Origin of the sequence: Phnomibacter ginsenosidimutans (genome assembly GCF_009740285.1) — a bacterium.
In the GTDB taxonomy this organism is placed as follows: domain Bacteria; phylum Bacteroidota; class Bacteroidia; order Chitinophagales; family Chitinophagaceae; genus Phnomibacter; species Phnomibacter ginsenosidimutans.
Genome location: NZ_CP046566.1, coordinates 1,873,824 through 1,891,423, shown reverse-complemented (window position 1 = coordinate 1,891,423; position 17,600 = coordinate 1,873,824). Strand labels below are relative to the sequence as shown.

Sequence of the window (17,600 nt, the reverse complement as noted above, 5' to 3'; positions counted from 1 at the left end):
TCCGTGTCCGTTATGCCGGGGTTGCAGTTGTTTCTGAAAAATATTTTAGTCCTACTATCGACAGAATGAGTGTACACAAAAAGAACATGCGCCAAAAGCTCACCGGCTCTTTGTAATACAGTATGCCAATGATTACTGTGCCTGCTGCGCCAATGCCCGTCCAAACTGCGTATGCTGTGCCAATGGGTATTTGCTGTACCGCTTTGTTCAGCAACACAATACTCAGCACATAGAAGGTTACAAATATGACCGACCATTTGAGGTTGCTGAAGTTTTGTGTGAGTTTCAAACTACCGGCAAAAGCAATTTCGCAACAGGCAGCGAGTATGAGATAGAGCCAAGCCATAAGGATGTTTTGATGTATTAAAGCTGATGGCTGATGTAAAACGTCATTTAAAAATATCAGACATCGTACATCACACTTCCACACATTTATGCACTTGTTTCTCCTTCTTTTTCACTCATCAAATAGGCTTTGATGAATCCGTCGAGTTCGCCGTCCATTACCGGGCCAACGTTGCCAACTTCATAATCCGTGCGGTGATCCTCGATCATTTTGTACGGATGGAACACATAGCTCCCTGATCTGGCTGCCCCACTCTATCTTTTTCTTACTGGCATTGGCCGCGTCTTTCAGTGCATTGCGTTTTTGCAGTTCCAGTTCGTACAGTTTACTGCGCAGCATTTGCATGGCCAGCATACGGTTGCCCAGCTGGCTGCGGTCTTGCTGACACACCACCACAATGCCCGTAGCAATGTGGGTAAGCTGCACTTTGGTTTCCACCTTGTTTACGTTTTGGCCACCGGCACCACCACTGCGACTCGTTTCCATTTTCACATCGCTGTCTTTCAGGTCAATTTCAATGGAATCGTCTACCAGCGGGTACACATACACGCTGGCAAATGACGTGTGGCGGCGGGCATTGCTGTCGAAGGGCGAAATACGCACCAGGCGATGCACCCCGCTTTCCGCTTTCAGAAAGCCATACGCAAAAGGCCCGTCGAACTGGAAGGTGGCGGTTTTGATACCCGCACCATCGCCGTCGGTCCAGTCGAGTTCGGTCACGGTCCAGCCCTGTTTTTCGCCGTACATTTTGTACATGCGGGCCAGTATCTGTGCCCAATCCTGACTTTCGGTACCACCTGCCCCGCTGTTGATTTGCAGCACGGCTGGCAGTTCATCTTCCGGTTGGTTCAGCGTACTCTTAAATTCGGCTTCTTCGATGACTTCTTTGGCAGCGTCAAAAGCCTGCTGCACATTGGCTTCGGTCTCCTCGCCTTCTTTCCAGAATTCGAAGAGCACTGCAAAATCTTCCACAGCCGTTTCAACACGGTTGTACAAATCAATCCAAAATTCATTGGCTTTGATTTCTTTGAGAATGGCGGTGGCCCGGGTATTGTCGTCCCAAAAACCCGGCGAGAGGCTCAACTGTTTGTCGTTGTCTACTTTGGCTTGTCGGTTAGCGACGTCAAAGAAACCTCCTCAGGACACTCACACGGTCCCTCATATCCTTCAATTGTTCTGTTGTCATAGTGCCGCAAAAGTAAGGGCTTCTATGTTTGCCCCGTAATAACGGAAGATGAATTAAGAATTTGCAGTGGGCAGTTTGCAGTTTGCAAGAAAGACAGCCCTGCAAACTGCTGAACGCAATCTCCTTCTATTAGTGGACAGTAGGCAGTAAACAGTTTGCAATTTGCAAGAAAGTCTGCCCTGAAAAATGCCGAACTCAATCTACTAATGTTACTGGATAGTTTGAAGCAGGCAGTTTGCAAGAAAGACAGCCCTGCAAACTGCATACCGCAAATTGCAAACTCCCCTTCGTGTTCCTCTTTGCCTCCCTGTCTCCGTGGTTCAAACAATCAGTTTCCAGTTTGCAATCCCCAGTTTGCTGTAGTCAAACGGTTGCCTTGCAAATTGCATACTGCCAATTGCAAACGCTCCTAAACTCTTTGTGCCCCTCCGTGCATCCTTCGTGCCTTCGTGGTTCAAAAAAACCTACTACTTTCCCCTTATGAAAACCATCCTTCTTGCCAGCATCGTGCTACTCTCTCTTCCAGCCCATAGCCAACCCAACAGCAGTACCCACCAGCTCGGCAGCACCAGCATCCGCTTTCAGCAAACCTGCGGCCAGCCCCAAACCGGCATCAGCTGGCTGCATGTACACGAAAACGAAACCACGGCCGTCGCCACTGCCAAAGCCCTCATTGACAGCCTGCAGCAGGGTTGCTTTGTGACCTGGCAGCACAGCGGCGACCGCTACGTGAGCTACCAGCTGGCCGGCAAGCAATACAAGTTTGACCCCAACCGCATTTATACGCCCAAAGGACTGGCCGCCACCCTCAAAGCCAATGGCCACTATTCCGCCAAAGGCTACAAAGCGGCACAACAACTGGCCGATGCATTTATAGCGAAGTACGTGGCCGGCAACCGGCTGGTGATAGCCATGCACAACAATAGCGATGGCGGTGGGCTGCATATCAAAAGCTATTTGCCCGGTGGCGACTATGCCAACGATGCTGCAGAAGTGCATGTAAACGAAGCGGCTGATATCGATGATTTCTTCTACACCACCGACAAACGCATTTTTGATTTTCTGAAAGCCAAGGGCTTTAATATCCTGCTGCAAAACAATGCCACCGTAACCGACGATGGCTCACTCAGCGTGTACTGCGGCAACCAGCAAATGGCCTACCTCAACATTGAAGCCCAGCAAGGCCACCTCGCCGAACAAAAAGCCATGATGCTGGCGGTGTATGAAATGATTAAGGTGCTGTTTTGAGGGAGCACATAAAGTTGTATTGGTGAACGTTTTTTTGGGGGTGCGCTATTTTTTTAACCTAAACAACGGAAAAGGAGTTATGAAGGATTGCGAAAGTGTGAACCGCTGAAAACCTTCGTCTATTTTTTAGTTAGCCGAAATTTTTCAAACACCCCAATACATCAATGAAACAATAAACGATTTTATAAATGAGTCCTAAATTAAAAACAGCATTTGTCTTTGGCATCTGTATGTCATTTGTGTTCTGCACAATGAGCATAATAAGTATTTTGAAAGGAGAAGAAGAAACTAGAATAGAGATTATACAATCCTTTGGAGCCGCATTAGCTGCAGGATTGGTTACAGGAGTATTGGCATACTTCTTTTCAGATAAATTGAATTTTGAAAAATTATTTGGGAAGAAACAAAACGGACCTAAACAATAGGGATTGATACTTTATAAACTTCAGCCAAGGCTAGGATTCACAGGAACCTAAATAGGTTAATAGTATGAAAACAAAAGTTACTTTTATTTGGGTTCTTTTAATGTGTTTCTTAATAGGAATATCATCAAGATTATATAGAAGTTATCAAATTTCGATGTTAAAGAGTTCTGTTAACCGGGCTGCGATACCTGCTAATATTCTTTCCTGTAAAAAAGGTTGGAGAACAAGTGTCCTCCGGATTGAGTATAAATATTTCGTAAAAGGGGAAGAGGTGATTGGAGAACGAACTTTCAAAGGAAGTCACACTGCGGATTTTTGCAGTTGCCTTTTACAAAACAGAACGATCAGTGCGATCGTTGACACTAACAATATCAAAAATTCTTTTTTATTACTTAATGATGAAGAATTTATGGAATGGGGTATTCAAAAGCCCCTTGATTTGTGTAAGTAATCAATAACCTCAGCCATAGTTCGAGGCACACGAACCATTCATTTCCATACTCAAAATGGCGAAGCCACCCCAGAATGTCTCCTGAAGTGGCTTCATGTGCTACCAGCTGCATAAGCCGGATTCTGTAACGCCGCCGAAGCGGTGTTGCTATCATTTATCTACGACAGCCATTGCTGACTGCCTGCATCTGCCTACCCTGGAGCGTACCGCATTGCTGCGGCATCAGGCGGGCCGCCTTCATCCACTCCTATACATGGCATTTCAGCACCCAAGGTTTACCCACGGCTGGCCTTGCAACCAACCATCGGGAGCTCTTACCTCCCGTTTTCACCCTTACCCCGCCCCCATACCCCCGGAGGGGGATGAACAGCAAGGCGGTTATTTTCTGTGGCACTGTCTCGACCTGCCAGCTTCTCCCGATTGTTATCGGAATCAGCATAGCAGATGTCCCGCCGTTAGCGGGATGGGATGCCCTTCGCTGTCCGGACTTTCCTCTCCTGCCTTGCAGCAGCAAGCGATAGCCTTCACTGATAGCGGGGTAAAGATACAGCGCCCTTGCCCCCAGAGGGGGAAATAAAATTGAACGACCCGGATTAAGTACGTAATATTGTACTTAATCCGTTTCTATGAAAGTGATTAATTACACCGCATTCAGGGCCAAAATGAAGGACACACTTGATAGTGTGACCAAAGACGGCGAAACCGTGATGGTGAATCGCAATGAAAAGGAAACCGCTGTCATTATAAGCCTGGATGAATACAACGGCTTGATGGAAACCCTGCACCTGATGAAGTCGCCGGCCAACAAAGCCAGGCTCGACGCAGCAATCGCCAGAGATAAAAAAGGTCTGTCGGAAAAACATGCACTTATCGAACCCTGATGCAGCTTTCGTGGGACATACACGCATGGGAAGATTATCTGTATTGGCAGCAAACAGATAAAGCGGTGATGAAAAAAATCAACGAACTGATTAAGGAATGTTTGCGTACACCATTTGATGGACGTGGTAAACCAGAGGCGCTAAAAGCCAACTATGCCGGCTATTGGAGCCGCCGAATCACCGGCGAACACCGCTTAGTGTATCGGGTGTATGAAGACAGATTGCATGTAGTGCAATGCAGGTATCATTATTGAAAAGTTTGCAGTTTATAGTTTGCAGTTTGCAGGGCAGCCTTACTTGCAAACTGCAAATTGCCCACTGCAAACTGTCCACTGACGGAAGCAGATTGAGGCTGGTATTTTGCAGGGCTGTATTACTTGCAAACTGCAAACTGTATACTGCCAACTGTCCACAGTTTACTTCAAAAATATCTCCGTTGCGCCATGGCCGTACCAGGGATGGTATTGCGATACAAAGCTCTTCACATTGTCGCGGAGCTTGAGCATTTCGTGTACTTCTTCTTTCAGGCGGCCGCTGCCCACGCCATGTATTACCCACAGGTGTTTCATGTAGTGCAGCTCGGCTTTGTCGAGCCATTTTTCAAACTCCCGCAGCTGCAGCGTCAGCTTTTCATGCGCCGTCATGTTGCGGTAGTCGTTGGTGAGTTTATCAATGTGCAGGTCGAGCACCGAAGGCGGCGCCGGTTCGGTATTGGGTAGCTTTTTGCCGGCCACTACTTTAAAGCCGGCCTTGCTGAGTTGCGAAAAAGGATCGGCTACGAAAGGCTCCGCTTCTATCTTGGTTTTGTCGGGGTAGCGGTCGAATAGCTGCTGCGTAAAAAAGGCATCACCCTTTTGTTTGAGCACTTCTATTTGCTTGAACACCTGCTTGCCCTTGGGCTTGTATGTGGCTTCGTAATATTCGGCCTTGCTTTTTTGCGGGGTAATGAGGCTAAACTCAAACTCGAAAGACGGGCTGTCGTTGAGGTGCTCAAAGGGAATGTTCATCAGGTAAAAATCCTGCAGGGCCAGCACTTCATTTTGCAGCTCCATTTCGGTTTCGCCGGCATAGTTGAGCCAAAAGCGAAACCTGAGCCCATTGTCCGTTTGGTTGACGAGGTAAATTTTGAGTTCTTCCACCACATCATCGTCAAACACATCTTTGCTGAATACGGGGAAGAAAACCAGCCACAAGCCTTCGGCCACTTTGTACTTGGGCGGATTTTTTTCCCGCTTTACATCTTCAATGTATTTTTTGGGTGGCTTCTTTTCTTCAAACAGTTTTTTGCTACTGAACTGCTTGAAGTACGGAAAATCGAGCTGGTCGGTATAGGCCGGAAAACGAACGCCCCGCACTTCTACCAACACCATTTTGTCGCCCAAAATGTCTACCACTTTGCCGTCTTCGTTGCTGTGCTTTACTACTACGTTGTCGCCTATTTCAAACTTCATAAACCCCAACCCCAACAGGGGCTTTTAAAAATGATGAACTGCCATTGGCAGCTGGCAAAGGTAAACAACAGCCAGGCTGCACAATGGTTGCAGTGGAATATTGGCTGTATTTTTCATAGTACAGAAATGCACTGCCGTTGAAGAGAGTGACACAACGAAGATGCCATGAGTACCGAAGCTGATTACCCAAAAAAACTATGCTGCAGTATTGGCCAGCTTCGACTTGCGGTAGCCGTACACAAAATACAGGGCAAGGCCGAGGACCATCCACGCAAAAAACCACAGCCAGCTGATGGTGGGAATCTCAATCATGAGGTACATGCAGCTGAGGGCACCGAGCACGGGTATCACCGACAGTTTTTTGAGGATGCTGTACACCGCTACCACAATGGCGATGGCAACAAAGAGCAGGAACAAAATTTCCTGGTGGTTTTCGTGGCCAAAATTGCTAATGGCTTCGCTGAAGCGGGTGCGGAAGGCATAGATGAACGCTGCCACCAACACGGGGATGATGATTTGCCCGTTGATATAGGGCAGTTTGAATTTGCCCGCCTGCTGGTTGCCATTGATGCGGGGCAGTAGCAGCACACCGCCACTCACAATCACAAAGGCAAAGAGCGTTCCAATACTGGTGAGGTCGGTCATGAGGCTGCCGGGCACAAACAAAGTGGGAATGCCCACCAGCAAACCGGTAACAATGGTAGCAAAGGCAGGCGTTTTGTACTTGGGGTGAATTTTACCAAAAGCACCGGGCAGCAGGCCATCGCGGCTCATGCTCATCCAAATGCGGGGCTGACCCAATTGGAACACCAGCAACACACTGGTAGTAGCAATGACCGCACTGATGCTGATGATGTAACCAATCCACTTGAGGCCCAGCTTATCGAATACATACGCCAGAGGATCATCTACATTGAGCTCAGAGTAATTCACCATGCCGGTGAGCACCAGCGCAATGAGGATGTACAGGATGGTACAAATGAGCAGCGAATACATCATGCCCCGGGGCAAATCCCGCTGCGGATTTTTACATTCTTCGGCTGTGGTACTGATGGCATCAAAACCAATGTAGGCATAGAATACAGCACTTACCCCCTGCAATACGCCCTTAAATCCATTGGGCATAAATGGGTTCCAGTTATCGGTATTTACATAAAAGAAACCGAGAATGATGACGAGTATTATCACGGCTATTTTGAAAATCACCATGGCATTGGCACTCTTCTTACTTTCCTGAATGCCTTTGTAAGCCAGGGCGGTAATCAGTGCCACAATCACAAACGCCGGAATATTCATAAACAGTTTGTGGCCCATGAGCATGGGGGCACTGTTATAGCCATTGATGATTTCCAACATATCTGCATCGGCTACTTTGCCCGTAGCCAAAGATTGTTGCACCGCAGTATACGCTTCGCTGGCAGCACTGCTGTTGGTGGTCATCCAAAACGGCAGGTGAATATTGATGCCCTGCAAAAGATTGTTGAAATAACTGCTCCAGCTGATGGCCACCACAATATTGCCAATGGCATATTCGAGAATGAGGGCCCAGCCAATAATCCAGGCTACGAGTTCGCCAAAACTTACATATGCATAGGTGTAGGCACTACCACTTACCGGCACCCGGCTGGCAAACTCTGCATAGCACAGCGCCGAAAAACCACAGGTAATGGCGGTGATCACAAAGAGCAAAGAAATACCGGGGCCACCATCTGCCGCGGCAGAGCCAATGGTAGAAAAAATACCGGCACCCACTACCGCAGCAATGCCGAGATAGGTAAGGTCTTTTACGGTCAGAATTTTATTGAGCCCGTGTCCGTGGCCATCGTGGCCGGCATCGGCAGACATGGCCGAAATACTTTTCTTTCTAAACAGTGACATGTAGTTGTGGTATATGGCTGAAAAATAGGACTATTCCCCAAATGAAGCACCGGCTTAATGGTCTCGGGCTATCAGGAAATTGGCCAAATCGAACAATTGTTGTTTTCTGCTGCTCATCACGGCCACAGCATCGAGGTGCTGCATGGCCTTGTCAAAATACTGTTGCTTCAGTTGCAAAGCCCATTCATCTACCCCGCAGGCTTTCATAATGCTGAGCACCTGCTGCACTTTATCGGCGGGGTTTTCCTGCATCAGCGTTTGCAATTGCTGGCGCTGCGCTTCGCTGGCTACATCACGGGTATGAATGGCGAGGAATGTTTTTTTGTTCTGCCGGATATCGCCGCCCACTTCTTTGCCAAACTTCTCCGGGTCGCCAAAGGCATCGAGGTAATCGTCTTGCACCTGAAAAGCAATGCCGAGGTTTTCGCCAAACGCATACAGATGTTCCTGGTTGCCTTTGCCCGCACCACCAATAATGGCACCCATCTTTAACGCAGCAGCAATGAGCACAGATGTTTTGAGGCGAATCATTTCTATGTATTCTTCCAGCTGCACATTGGGTTGCTGTTCAAAATCAATGTCGAGTTGCTGGCCTTCGCATACTTCTGCAGCAGTTTTGTTGAAGAGTGCAACAACAGGGCGGCTCACATCGCGGTGCAACAGGTTGAGGTAATCGTAGGCTTTCACCAGCATGACATCACCCGCCAGTATGGCTGTATTTTGGCCGTACTTATGGTGCACGGTTTGCATGCCCCGGCGCAGGGCCGCAGCATCCATAATATCGTCGTGTATGAGGGTGAAATTGTGAAACAACTCAATGGCAAAAGCCGCATGCCAGGCATCTTCTTTGATGTCGTCAACCAACTCATTGCCCATGAGCACCAGCAAGGGGCGAATGCGCTTGCCGCCCAATTGCAAAAAGTAACGGTTGGGATCGTACAAGGTGGCCGGCTTCTCCGGAAAATGATTCACATCGAAACGGGCTGCAAACAAACGGGTCAACTCTGCCAGACTATGCATACTATAATTTTGGAATGAACTACCAACGGCGCAAAATACCTGAAATGATTGAATGATGGATGTACAATCGCATTCGACGTTGGTACTACCCGGCTCCTGTTGCAGTAAAACAAAAAGCCGTTGACGAATCAACGGCTTTTTGTTTGGTAAGAACAAGTGGCTTATAATGCTTCTACGGCAATTACAGCCTGCACCGGAATGGGTCCGTAAATATGTGGAAACAGTTCCGGTACATCTGAAGCGGCTTCGTATTTCAACGGCACATCCAGTTGGGCAGGGTCGATACACAAACGCAGCAAATCCGTTTGCCCGGCATAGAAGCGTTCGAGTACGCCTGCAACCTGATGCGCATCGCTGGTATGAATAAACCCTTCTGTATGCAGCGATGGGGCTTCGTATTTACCCAATTGTAAAGCTTGCTCCCAGGCAGCTTTGGTGGTAACATGATACACCGGCGCCTGCCAAATACGGGGCACCAATCCTTGCTGCATCATGAGGTCGGCCATTACCATGGCAGCCACGGCTTCCAATACTGGTGGTACCCGCAACGCAATGCACAAATCGTGTCTTCCTTTTACAGAAAAACTTTCCATTTCACCGGTTTCCCAGTTCAATGTGAATTGATCTTTTGGTGTGGAAGATGTCGGCTTGATAGCTATTTTAAAATACACTTCGTTGCCATTGGTTATGCCTCCGACAATGCCACCAGCATGGTTGGTTTCGGTGCGGCCATCGTTGCTGATAATGGCATCGTTGTGCTCTACACCAAACATGTTGGCGGCAGCAAAACCGGTACCAAACTCAATACCACGAACGGCCGGAATGGCAAACACGGCATGGCTCAACAGTGATTCTGCAGAATCCCAAAAGGGTTCGCCCAAACCTGCGGGCAATCCGGTGATGCGGCAATCAACAATACCACCCACAGAGTCCTTGGCCGCTATGGCTTTTTCCAGTCCCGCTTCAATGGTTGGTTCGCCGGCTATTGATAATATATTGGAACTAACAGTGGCATTGCCCAACAACTTTTTAGCAATCACACCTGCAGCTACCACACACACGGTAAGGCGGCCGCTGAAATGACCACCACCGCGAAAATCTTCGAAGCCGCCATACTTGTGGTGTGCTGTCCAATCGGCGTGGCCGGGGCGAGGCACGGAGCGTTGCTTTTGGTAATCGCCGCTGCGGGTATTCTTGTTTTCGAAAATGATGGTGAGTGGTGCACCCGTAGTACGGCCTTGAAATAATCCCGTTTGAAAAATGGGATAATCATCTTCCTGACGGGGCGTGGTGCCTTTCTGGGTGCCGCCTTTTCTACGCTCCAAGTCGGGCAAAAAATCGGCTGCACTCAGGGGCAATCCAGTGGGCAATCCATCAATGGTAATGCCCACCGCCGGACCGTGAGATTCACCAAATATGCTGACGCGGAACAATTTTCCAAACTGATTCATACGAGCAAGTTATTTAACCAACGTGGATTGGTTTTGTACAGAAATACCCAACGCTGCCAAATGCTTCCAGAAATCAGGATACGATTTATTGATAGCATCGGCATTGCGAATTTGAATACCAAAATCTGCATTGATAGCCGCCACTGCAGCTGCCATGGCGATGCGGTGGTCATGATGCGAATTGAGCGTAAAATTATTCACCCGCAATTCACCGGTGCCATGCACCAACATCACATCATCATTGAGGTCTATGCGAACACCCAGCTTGGCAAATTCTTCCCGCAGGGTTACTCCACGGTCACTCTCTTTGTGCTTCAGGCGGCGTAGTCCTTTGATGTGCGTAACGCCTGTGCAATTAGCAGCTAATGCTACCAGCGGCGGAAACAAATCCGGACAATCCGTGGCATCAAATACAAAAGCTTCGAGTTTGTCTTTTTTCACCCACACCTGTTCTTCTTCTACCCTCACCTGTGCACCTGCATCGAGGATGGCATCAATGATTTTTTTATCGGCCTGTCGGGAACTGTTGTAAATGCCTTTTACCAATACTTCATTGGAAACAGCGCCAGCTACTAACAAAAATGCAGCACCGCTCCAGTCGCCTTCTACAGCAAAATGGTCTGTACCAGCAGCAGCTTCTTCAGATGTAAATTCAAATCTTTCGTACTGATGATTGATGGGCGTTTTCAATCCAAACTGTTTCATCACCTGCAGGGTGAGATCGATATAAGGCTTGCTCTTCAGGTCGTTTACATAAATGCTGACGCCGCTGGCATTGGCCGCAGCATAGGCCATGAGCAAACCTGTAAGAAACTGAGAACTCAATGAACCATCAACGGTAATATCTGTTGGCTGCAAAGGTCCACTCACCTGCATGGGCACAAGCCCGTTATTGGTTTGTACCTGTACACCCAGTTGCGGCAACACTTCCTGAAAAAAGTGCATGGGCCTTACCGTGAGGCTACCTTCACCAGTAATGGTAACGGGTTGCATAGCCAGTGCTGCAATGGGGGTAAACATGCGAATGCTCAACCCACTTTCACCGCAATGAATAGCGGCCTGTTCGGGCTGATGCAAAAAAGGCAACCCTTTACCCATGATGCGTAAACTGTTGTCTGCTTCATTGGCCATTACTTCAGCCCCCATGGCTTTGATGATGGCCAATGCTGCCAGGTCGTCGTTGGAATTGCCGGGGTTATGAATGATGGTTTCACCTTTCTTCAGCAATGCAGCAGCACAAGCCCGTTGCATGGCACTCTTGCTGGCATTGGCAGTTACACTGCCCGATATTTTTCCTGGTTGTATGCCTACTACCATTCCTGTAGTCTTCTTTTGTTTAGTGAGATAACAACAGTTTTTCAAGCTGCTTAATTGCTATGGGATGCACAACAGCCTTGCCCAGCTTTTGCAGCAATACAAAGTGCATTACATCCCGCACCCGTTTTTTATCGTGGCGCATGTTGTACAATGCCCGTTGCATATCAAAAGCGGCATGCGTAGGCAATCCGTATTGCTCAATGGTTTGAATCAGCTCCAGCGGTTGCTTAAATTGCAACAGCTGCTGCGACAAATGCGCCGCATACACCATACCCACTGCTACTGCATACCCATGCGATAGTTGCTGGTCATTTTCAATGGCATGCCCAAGCGTATGCCCAAAGTTCAGCAGTTTCCGGTCGCCTTTTTCAAAAGGATCCTTTTTCACCACTGAAGTTTTCAGCAACGCATTTTTCATCACCAGCTGTTTCAAAGCAGCTTTGTGTTGTTGAAAATAATGTAAGTCGTGTTGCTGTAAATCATTGAACATGGTGGCATCTTTGATAGCAGCATGCTTGATGATTTCAGCAAAACCATTTTGCCATTCCAACTCGGGCAATGTTTGCAACAATGCTGTATCGAACAACAGGAAAGCCGGTTGACGAATAGTACCCACCAGATTTTTATACACGCCTACATCTACCCCGTTTTTACCACCAATCGATGCATCGACCATGGCCAACAAAGTAGTGGGCACAAAACCAGTGCGAACACCCCGCATGTACACAGCGCCGGCATAGCCCGTCATATCGGTAACTACGCCGCCGCCAATGCCTACGAGTGTGGTGCTGCGGTCAGCTTCCATCTCCATCAGCTGGCCAAGAATGCTATCTATGGCCGACTGTTGTTTGTACGCTTCGCCTGGCTTGAGTACAATGGTTCGCCAGCCTTTCATTTTGCTGCCATGTGCGGCAAACACGTTTTCATCAGTAATGATGACTGTGGTTTTTTTATCGCACAACGAACTCAGCTTACTTAGCCCGGCATCAAACACATACTGCACGGTACTACCCGCAATGACCATTTCCTGTTGTATCATTTACAAGCTTTTTGAAATGCTTAGCTGTTCATGATTTTGTTCTGACGATTGATGCTCTCCATGTGTACAGCATCCATGTAGCGGGTAATGAACTCTTTGCTCAATCCCAACGGATCACCTTTTTGATAAGCACGTTCCAGAATTTCATTCCAACGTGATGTTTGCAAAATGGTCACTGCGTTGTCCTTTTTGTATTGACCAATTTTGTCAGCAATCTTCATGCGTTGTCCGAGCAAGGTCATCAGCTCATCATCCAGGTGGTTGATTTGCTGACGCATTTTTTCAAGCACACTATGAAAATCAGCAGAGTCTATGTCTTCTTTCCGCCAAACAATCCGGTCGAGCATTTCACCAAATACTTCCGGTGTAATTTGTTGCTTGGCATCGCTCCATGCATTGTCCGGATCGATGTGGGTTTCAACAATCAACCCATCAAAGTCGAGGTCAATGGCTTTTTGCGCTACATCCTGCAAAATATCCCGACGGCCACAGATATGTGATGGATCGTTGATCATCATCATACCCGGATTACGACGCTTCATTTCGATGGCTAAGTGCCACATGGGCGCATTGCGGTATTCGGTATTGCCGTAGTTGCTAAAGCCACGGTGAATCAACCCAATCTGATCGATACCAGCTTTGGCCACACGTTCTGCTGCACCAATCCACAATTCGAGATCGGGGTTAATAGGATTCTTAATGAGTACCGGCACTTTCACACCTTTAAGCGCATCAGCAATTTCCTGCACACTAAAAGGGTTTACCGTGGTGCGGGCACCAATCCAGAGAATGTCTACATCAAAATGCAAGGCATCTTCTACCTGCTTGGCTGTAGCCACTTCCACAGCTACGGGCAAACCAGTGATTTTGCGGGCCTGCTGCATCCAGGGCAAACCTTTGGTACCCACTCCTTCAAAACTTCCGGGGCGTGTACGGGGTTTCCAAATGCCTGCACGAATGGCATTTACCTTTCCGGTTTTCGCAAGGCGTTGTGCCGTTTCAATGACTTGTTCTTCTGTTTCAGCGCTACAAGGTCCACTAATAATCAATGGTCTTTTCTCCCAGGCTTCCTGGGCCAGTGAAATCTTTTCGACTGCTTGAGTACTCATGTTGTTGGTTCTTTATGGAGAGTTGAATAAAAAGGTGTCAATCTTATGCTTCGTTCATCCTGATTTTGCGGCCCTTGTAAGTTTTACCATCAATGGCCTTGATCATCTTTTTCACGTGTTGCTTGTCTACTTCTACAAAGCTGTTCATGGTTTTCAGGTCTACCCTGCCCAGTACATCTTTGCGCAAATCACTCAGGTCAAGAATGTACTGCAGGAAGCTGGCTTTGTAAAAACCGTCTTTGGTACCGAGGTTCACAAATACCTTTTGATAGTTACCGCCACCGCCTTCAAAACTGCGGCCCTTGGTATCGCGGCGTTCAAAAGGTTTGCGGTCACCTGCCCCCGCCATTGGGCGTTCAGGTGTTTTCTTGATGTTGAGGTCTACTGCATTTTCATAGTACTTCAGGAAGCGGTCAAATTCCAACGCTGCTACTCGCTGCAACACTTCTTCCTTCGACACATTGGCAAACTTTTCAGTCAACATGGGCAGATAGGTTTCGTAATCGCCATGGCTAATGTCTGTAGCAAGGAGTTTGTCCATGAAATGGAAGAACTGCTTGCGGCAAACGTCTTTACCCGAAGGAATTTCCAAACGGTTCATCTTCGTTTTCACGATGTGTTCAATATCGCGGATGCGACGAACGTCACGTGCAGTAACGATGCTCAGGCATATACCAGTTTTACCAGCACGGCCGGTACGACCACTGCGGTGTGTATATACTTCCACATCATCGGGCAGTTCGAAATTGATGACATGCGTAATGCCGGACACGTCGATACCACGGGCAGCTACGTCGGTGGCAATTACCAGCTGTAAAGCCTTGCTACGAAAGCCGTTCATTACCCGGTCGCGTTGCTGCTGGCTCAAATCGCCATGCAGAGAATCTACGTTGTAACCTTCTCTGGTTAGGCGGTCAGAAATTTCCTGTGCATCCATTTTGGTGCGGGTAAAAATGATGCCGTAGATGTCAGGATTGAAATCAATCAAACGCTTCAATGCTTCGTAACGGTGCGGTTGTGCCGTCACAAAATACTGGTGGTCGATGTTGACGTTGGTAGTATTCATTTTGCCTACACTCACTTCCACCGGCTGGTTCATAAAACGCTTGGCCACATTGCGAATTTCTGGTGGCATGGTAGCGCTGAACAACCACATACTATTGCGGTTGGGTGTGTATTCCAAAATGAAATCGATATCTTCTTTGAAACCCATGTTCAGCATTTCATCCGCTTCATCCAACACTACATAGCCAATCTTGGTAAGGTCAATAGCTTTGCGTTCGATAAGGTCGATGAGGCGACCAGGGGTAGCAACAACAATCTGCACACCGTGGCGCAGATCACGAATTTGCTGTGTGATGGAAGTACCACCATACACCGCACAAACCTTGGCACCACCACCGGCTTTGCCAAAGGCCTCAAGGTCTTTTACAATTTGCATACACAACTCACGGGTGGGGCAAACCACCAATGCCTGTGCATGTTTCTGTGTTTTGTCAATCAGGTGCAGCAAAGGCAAACCAAATGCTGCTGTTTTACCAGTACCGGTCTGTGCAAGACCTACAAAGTCGCGGGTTCCCTGCAGCAACAGCGGAATTGCTTTTGTTTGAATTTCAGTTGGCGTTTCAAATCCAAGCTTTACAATACCGGCAAGGAGTTGGTCATTCAGGCCCAATGTGCTAAAGTCACTCATGTTTTTTGATTCGTGCCACACACCGCCCAGGCCTGCAGCACATTTTTTCTATTTTAAAATACGCTTGATGTTGTTGGCATTGCCAATCAACTCTCGCAGATAATCCCAATTTTCTTTTTCCAAACACGCTTTGAATTTGCGCAGCTGTGCAATGTGTTCATTCAGCACATCCAGCACATTGTCGCGGTTTTGCCGAAAGATAGGTACCCACATGTCGGGGTTACTTTTGGCCAATCGCACTGTGCTTTCAAAACCGGCGCTGGCCAGTTCAAAAATGGCTTGTTCTTCTTTTTCTTTTTCCAGCACCGTATTGGCGAGGGCAAAAGAAGTGATGTGTGATATGTGGCTGATATAGGCAGTGTGTACGTCATGGTCGTGTGCATCCATGTACACCAGGTACATGCCTATGTTCTTCAATAATTGTTCTGCCGTTGCCAATGCATCTGCATCACTGTCTGATGCGTTACAAATAATAGCTGCCTTTCCGGCATACGCATATACGGTTGCCGCTTCCGGACCACTAAACTCTGTACCCCACATAGGGTGTGCTGCTACAAAGCGGCCACGGTTTGGATGCGCTGCTACAGCATCGATGATTTGAGCTTTGGTTGAGCCCATGTCCATTACCACTTGTGTGGTAACGAGGTCGAGCACGGGCAACAACACATCAATAGCACTGTCCACCGGCACCGCCAGTATTACTACTTCGCTTTGAGCAATGGCTTCCGGTAAAGGCAACACTTCATCTACAATACCCAGTTCGATGGCTTTGGCAGCATGTGCCGGGCTGGCTTCTACACCAATAATATGCGAGGCAAGGCCTTTCTGCCGCAATACCAATGCTGCAGAGCCGCCAATCAATCCCACGCCCACTATTGCTACTTTCATTGTCTGTTCAATATTTCGGTGGTTGGTTTTCCCAACCAATCAAATGCTAACGCACTTGTATTTATATAATCGTTTCAATTCTCGAAATCGCTTCTTTGATGCGGGCTTCGCTGCTGCACAAGCTGATTCTGCAGTAGCCATCGCCGGCGCTGCCAAATATACCACCCGGTGTAAGGAACACTTTTGCTTTGTAGAGGAAATGATCGCTAAAGGCAAAACCATTTTCAAACTCCGCCGGCACTTTGGCCCACAAAAACATACCTACCTGTTGTTTGCTGTAGGTACAACCGCATAAATCCAGCAATTGATAGGCCAGCTCTCTGCGTCGTTTGTATTCCTCATTTACGGTATCATACCAGCTGTTATCTACTTGCAAAGCCTTGGCAGCCGCCAGTTGAAGCGGCAAGTACATACCACTGTCCATGTTGCTTTTAAAGCGCAGCACTTCGTTGATACGATCGGCAGCACCGCACAACATGCCAACCCGCCAGCCCGCCATGTTGTGGCTTTTGCTGAGGGAATTCAGTTCGAGTACAATGTCTTTGGCATCTGGTTGTGCCAACAAGCTTACCGGCTCTTCATTGAGTATAAAACTGTAAGGATTGTCGTGGCAAATGAGTATCTGATGTTTTTTGCCAAAAGCAATAAGTTTTGCAAACACAGCAGCATCGGGCAACTGACCGGTAGGCATTTGCGGATAATTCACCCACATCAGTTTCACCTTGCTAAGGTCGAGTTGTTCGAGGGCTTCAAAATCGGGTTGCCAATTGTTCGCTTCGGTCAAGGCATAATCCACACACTCACCACCGGCAAGTTTTACTGCACTCCGATACGTTGGATATCCGGGATTAGGCACCAATGCCTGATCACCTTCGTTAAGGTAGGTCATGCAGATGTGCATGATGCCTTCTTTTGAACCTATGAGCGGCAATATTTCTGTATCGGCATCGAGCTGAACATTGTACCAGTTTTGATACCAATCGGCAATGGCCTGACGCAAAATGGGCGAGCCTTTGTAACTCTGATAAGCATGCACATTCGGCTTGGCACTTTCTTCCTGCAATACTTTAATCACTTCTGGATGTGGTGGCAAATCCGGACTACCAATGCCCAAATTGATGACGTTATCTCCCGCTTTGTTCATAGTATCTATCTCCCGCAGCTTCTGCGAAAAATAATATTCTCCTATTCCATTCAATCGCTTGGCCAATTGCATT

General features: G+C 47.9%; 16 protein-coding genes, 1 other RNA gene and 1 pseudogene. 5 read left to right on the top strand and 13 right to left on the bottom strand.

The genetic code is table 11. From position 1 onward, the window contains the following. Window positions 1–10: 10 nt before the first annotated feature. Together GLV81_RS08165 and prfB are read right to left on the bottom strand one after the other, a co-directional pair. Window positions 11–346, bottom strand: coding sequence for a DMT family transporter (locus GLV81_RS08165; protein ID WP_157478434.1), 336 nt, complete (start codon window positions 344–346; stop codon window positions 11–13). 86 nt (window positions 347–432) lie between these two features. Beyond that, window positions 433–1,532 (bottom strand): annotated as a pseudogene (gene prfB, locus GLV81_RS08160) (peptide chain release factor 2). Window positions 1,533–2,012: 480 nt separating this feature from the next. Between prfB and GLV81_RS08155 the strand changes: the two are divergent. The 3 genes from GLV81_RS08155 to GLV81_RS08145 all read left to right on the top strand — a co-directional run bounded on the left by GLV81_RS08155 (window position 2,013) and on the right by GLV81_RS08145 (window position 3,656). Beyond that, window positions 2,013–2,780, top strand: a complete 768-nt coding sequence (locus tag GLV81_RS08155) for a hypothetical protein (RefSeq protein WP_157478433.1) — start codon at window positions 2,013–2,015, stop codon at window positions 2,778–2,780. A gap of 188 nt (window positions 2,781–2,968) precedes the next feature. Beyond that, window positions 2,969–3,205: a hypothetical protein gene (locus GLV81_RS08150; protein WP_157478431.1), complete on the top strand. Its 237-nt coding sequence runs from the start codon at window positions 2,969–2,971 to the stop codon at window positions 3,203–3,205. Window positions 3,206–3,269: 64 nt separating this feature from the next. Beyond that, window positions 3,270–3,656, top strand: coding sequence for a hypothetical protein (locus GLV81_RS08145; protein ID WP_157478429.1), 387 nt, complete (start codon window positions 3,270–3,272; stop codon window positions 3,654–3,656). A 95-nt stretch (window positions 3,657–3,751) separates the two neighbouring features. Here GLV81_RS08145 and rnpB read toward each other — a convergent pair. After that, window positions 3,752–4,190, bottom strand: an RNA gene (gene rnpB / locus GLV81_RS08140) — RNase P RNA component class A. A gap of 92 nt (window positions 4,191–4,282) precedes the next feature. On the opposite strand from rnpB, the gene GLV81_RS08135 reads away from it, so the two are divergent. Then, the gene (locus tag GLV81_RS08135; RefSeq protein WP_157478427.1) at window positions 4,283–4,537 is read left to right on the top strand and encodes a type II toxin-antitoxin system Phd/YefM family antitoxin; all 255 of its coding nucleotides are present in this window, start codon (window positions 4,283–4,285) and stop codon (window positions 4,535–4,537) included. Further along, window positions 4,537–4,791 (top strand): Txe/YoeB family addiction module toxin, encoded by a 255-nt coding sequence (locus GLV81_RS08130; protein WP_157478425.1) that lies wholly within the window; start codon window positions 4,537–4,539, stop codon window positions 4,789–4,791. Before GLV81_RS08135 ends, GLV81_RS08130 begins: the two co-directional genes overlap by 1 nt. A 162-nt stretch (window positions 4,792–4,953) precedes the next feature. Here the strand turns inward: GLV81_RS08130 and GLV81_RS08125 are convergent, their stop codons facing one another. The 10 genes from GLV81_RS08125 to GLV81_RS08080 form a co-directional block, all read right to left on the bottom strand. Next, window positions 4,954–5,988 carry a Smr/MutS family protein gene (locus GLV81_RS08125; protein ID WP_157478423.1) on the bottom strand — a complete coding sequence of 345 codons (1,035 nt, stop codon included), beginning with the start codon at window positions 5,986–5,988 and terminating at the stop codon, window positions 4,954–4,956. Between the two features lie 195 nt (window positions 5,989–6,183). Next, window positions 6,184–7,866: an amino acid permease gene (locus tag GLV81_RS08120; RefSeq protein ID WP_157478421.1), complete on the bottom strand. Its 1,683-nt coding sequence runs from the start codon at window positions 7,864–7,866 to the stop codon at window positions 6,184–6,186. Window positions 7,867–7,920: 54 nt separating this feature from the next. After that, window positions 7,921–8,886, bottom strand: a complete 966-nt coding sequence (locus GLV81_RS08115; protein WP_157478419.1) for a polyprenyl synthetase family protein — start codon at window positions 8,884–8,886, stop codon at window positions 7,921–7,923. A gap of 161 nt (window positions 8,887–9,047) precedes the next feature. Then, a complete protein-coding gene (locus GLV81_RS08110) occupies window positions 9,048–10,337 on the bottom strand; it encodes a chorismate synthase (RefSeq protein WP_197429032.1) in 1,290 nt (429 codons plus the stop codon). A 9-nt stretch (window positions 10,338–10,346) separates the two neighbouring features. Continuing rightward, window positions 10,347–11,654 (bottom strand): 3-phosphoshikimate 1-carboxyvinyltransferase, encoded by a 1,308-nt coding sequence (aroA, locus tag GLV81_RS08105; protein ID WP_157478417.1) that lies wholly within the window; start codon window positions 11,652–11,654, stop codon window positions 10,347–10,349. Window positions 11,655–11,673: 19 nt separating this feature from the next. Further along, window positions 11,674–12,693 carry a 3-dehydroquinate synthase gene (gene aroB / locus GLV81_RS08100; protein WP_157478415.1) on the bottom strand — a complete coding sequence of 340 codons (1,020 nt, stop codon included), beginning with the start codon at window positions 12,691–12,693 and terminating at the stop codon, window positions 11,674–11,676. A 20-nt stretch (window positions 12,694–12,713) separates the two neighbouring features. Further along, window positions 12,714–13,802 carry a chorismate mutase gene (locus GLV81_RS08095; RefSeq protein WP_157478413.1) on the bottom strand — a complete coding sequence of 363 codons (1,089 nt, stop codon included), beginning with the start codon at window positions 13,800–13,802 and terminating at the stop codon, window positions 12,714–12,716. 43 nt (window positions 13,803–13,845) lie between these two features. Further along, on the bottom strand, window positions 13,846–15,495 hold the full coding sequence (locus GLV81_RS08090) for a DEAD/DEAH box helicase (RefSeq protein ID WP_157478411.1): 1,650 nt from the start codon (window positions 15,493–15,495) through the stop codon (window positions 13,846–13,848). A gap of 48 nt (window positions 15,496–15,543) precedes the next feature. Then, entirely contained in the window at window positions 15,544–16,383 is an 840-nt protein-coding gene (locus GLV81_RS08085; RefSeq protein WP_157478409.1) for a prephenate dehydrogenase, read from the bottom strand. Window positions 16,384–16,444: 61 nt separating this feature from the next. Continuing rightward, window positions 16,445–17,599 (bottom strand): pyridoxal phosphate-dependent aminotransferase, encoded by a 1,155-nt coding sequence (locus GLV81_RS08080; RefSeq protein ID WP_157478407.1) that lies wholly within the window; start codon window positions 17,597–17,599, stop codon window positions 16,445–16,447. Between the last annotated feature and the right edge of the window lies 1 nt (window position 17,600).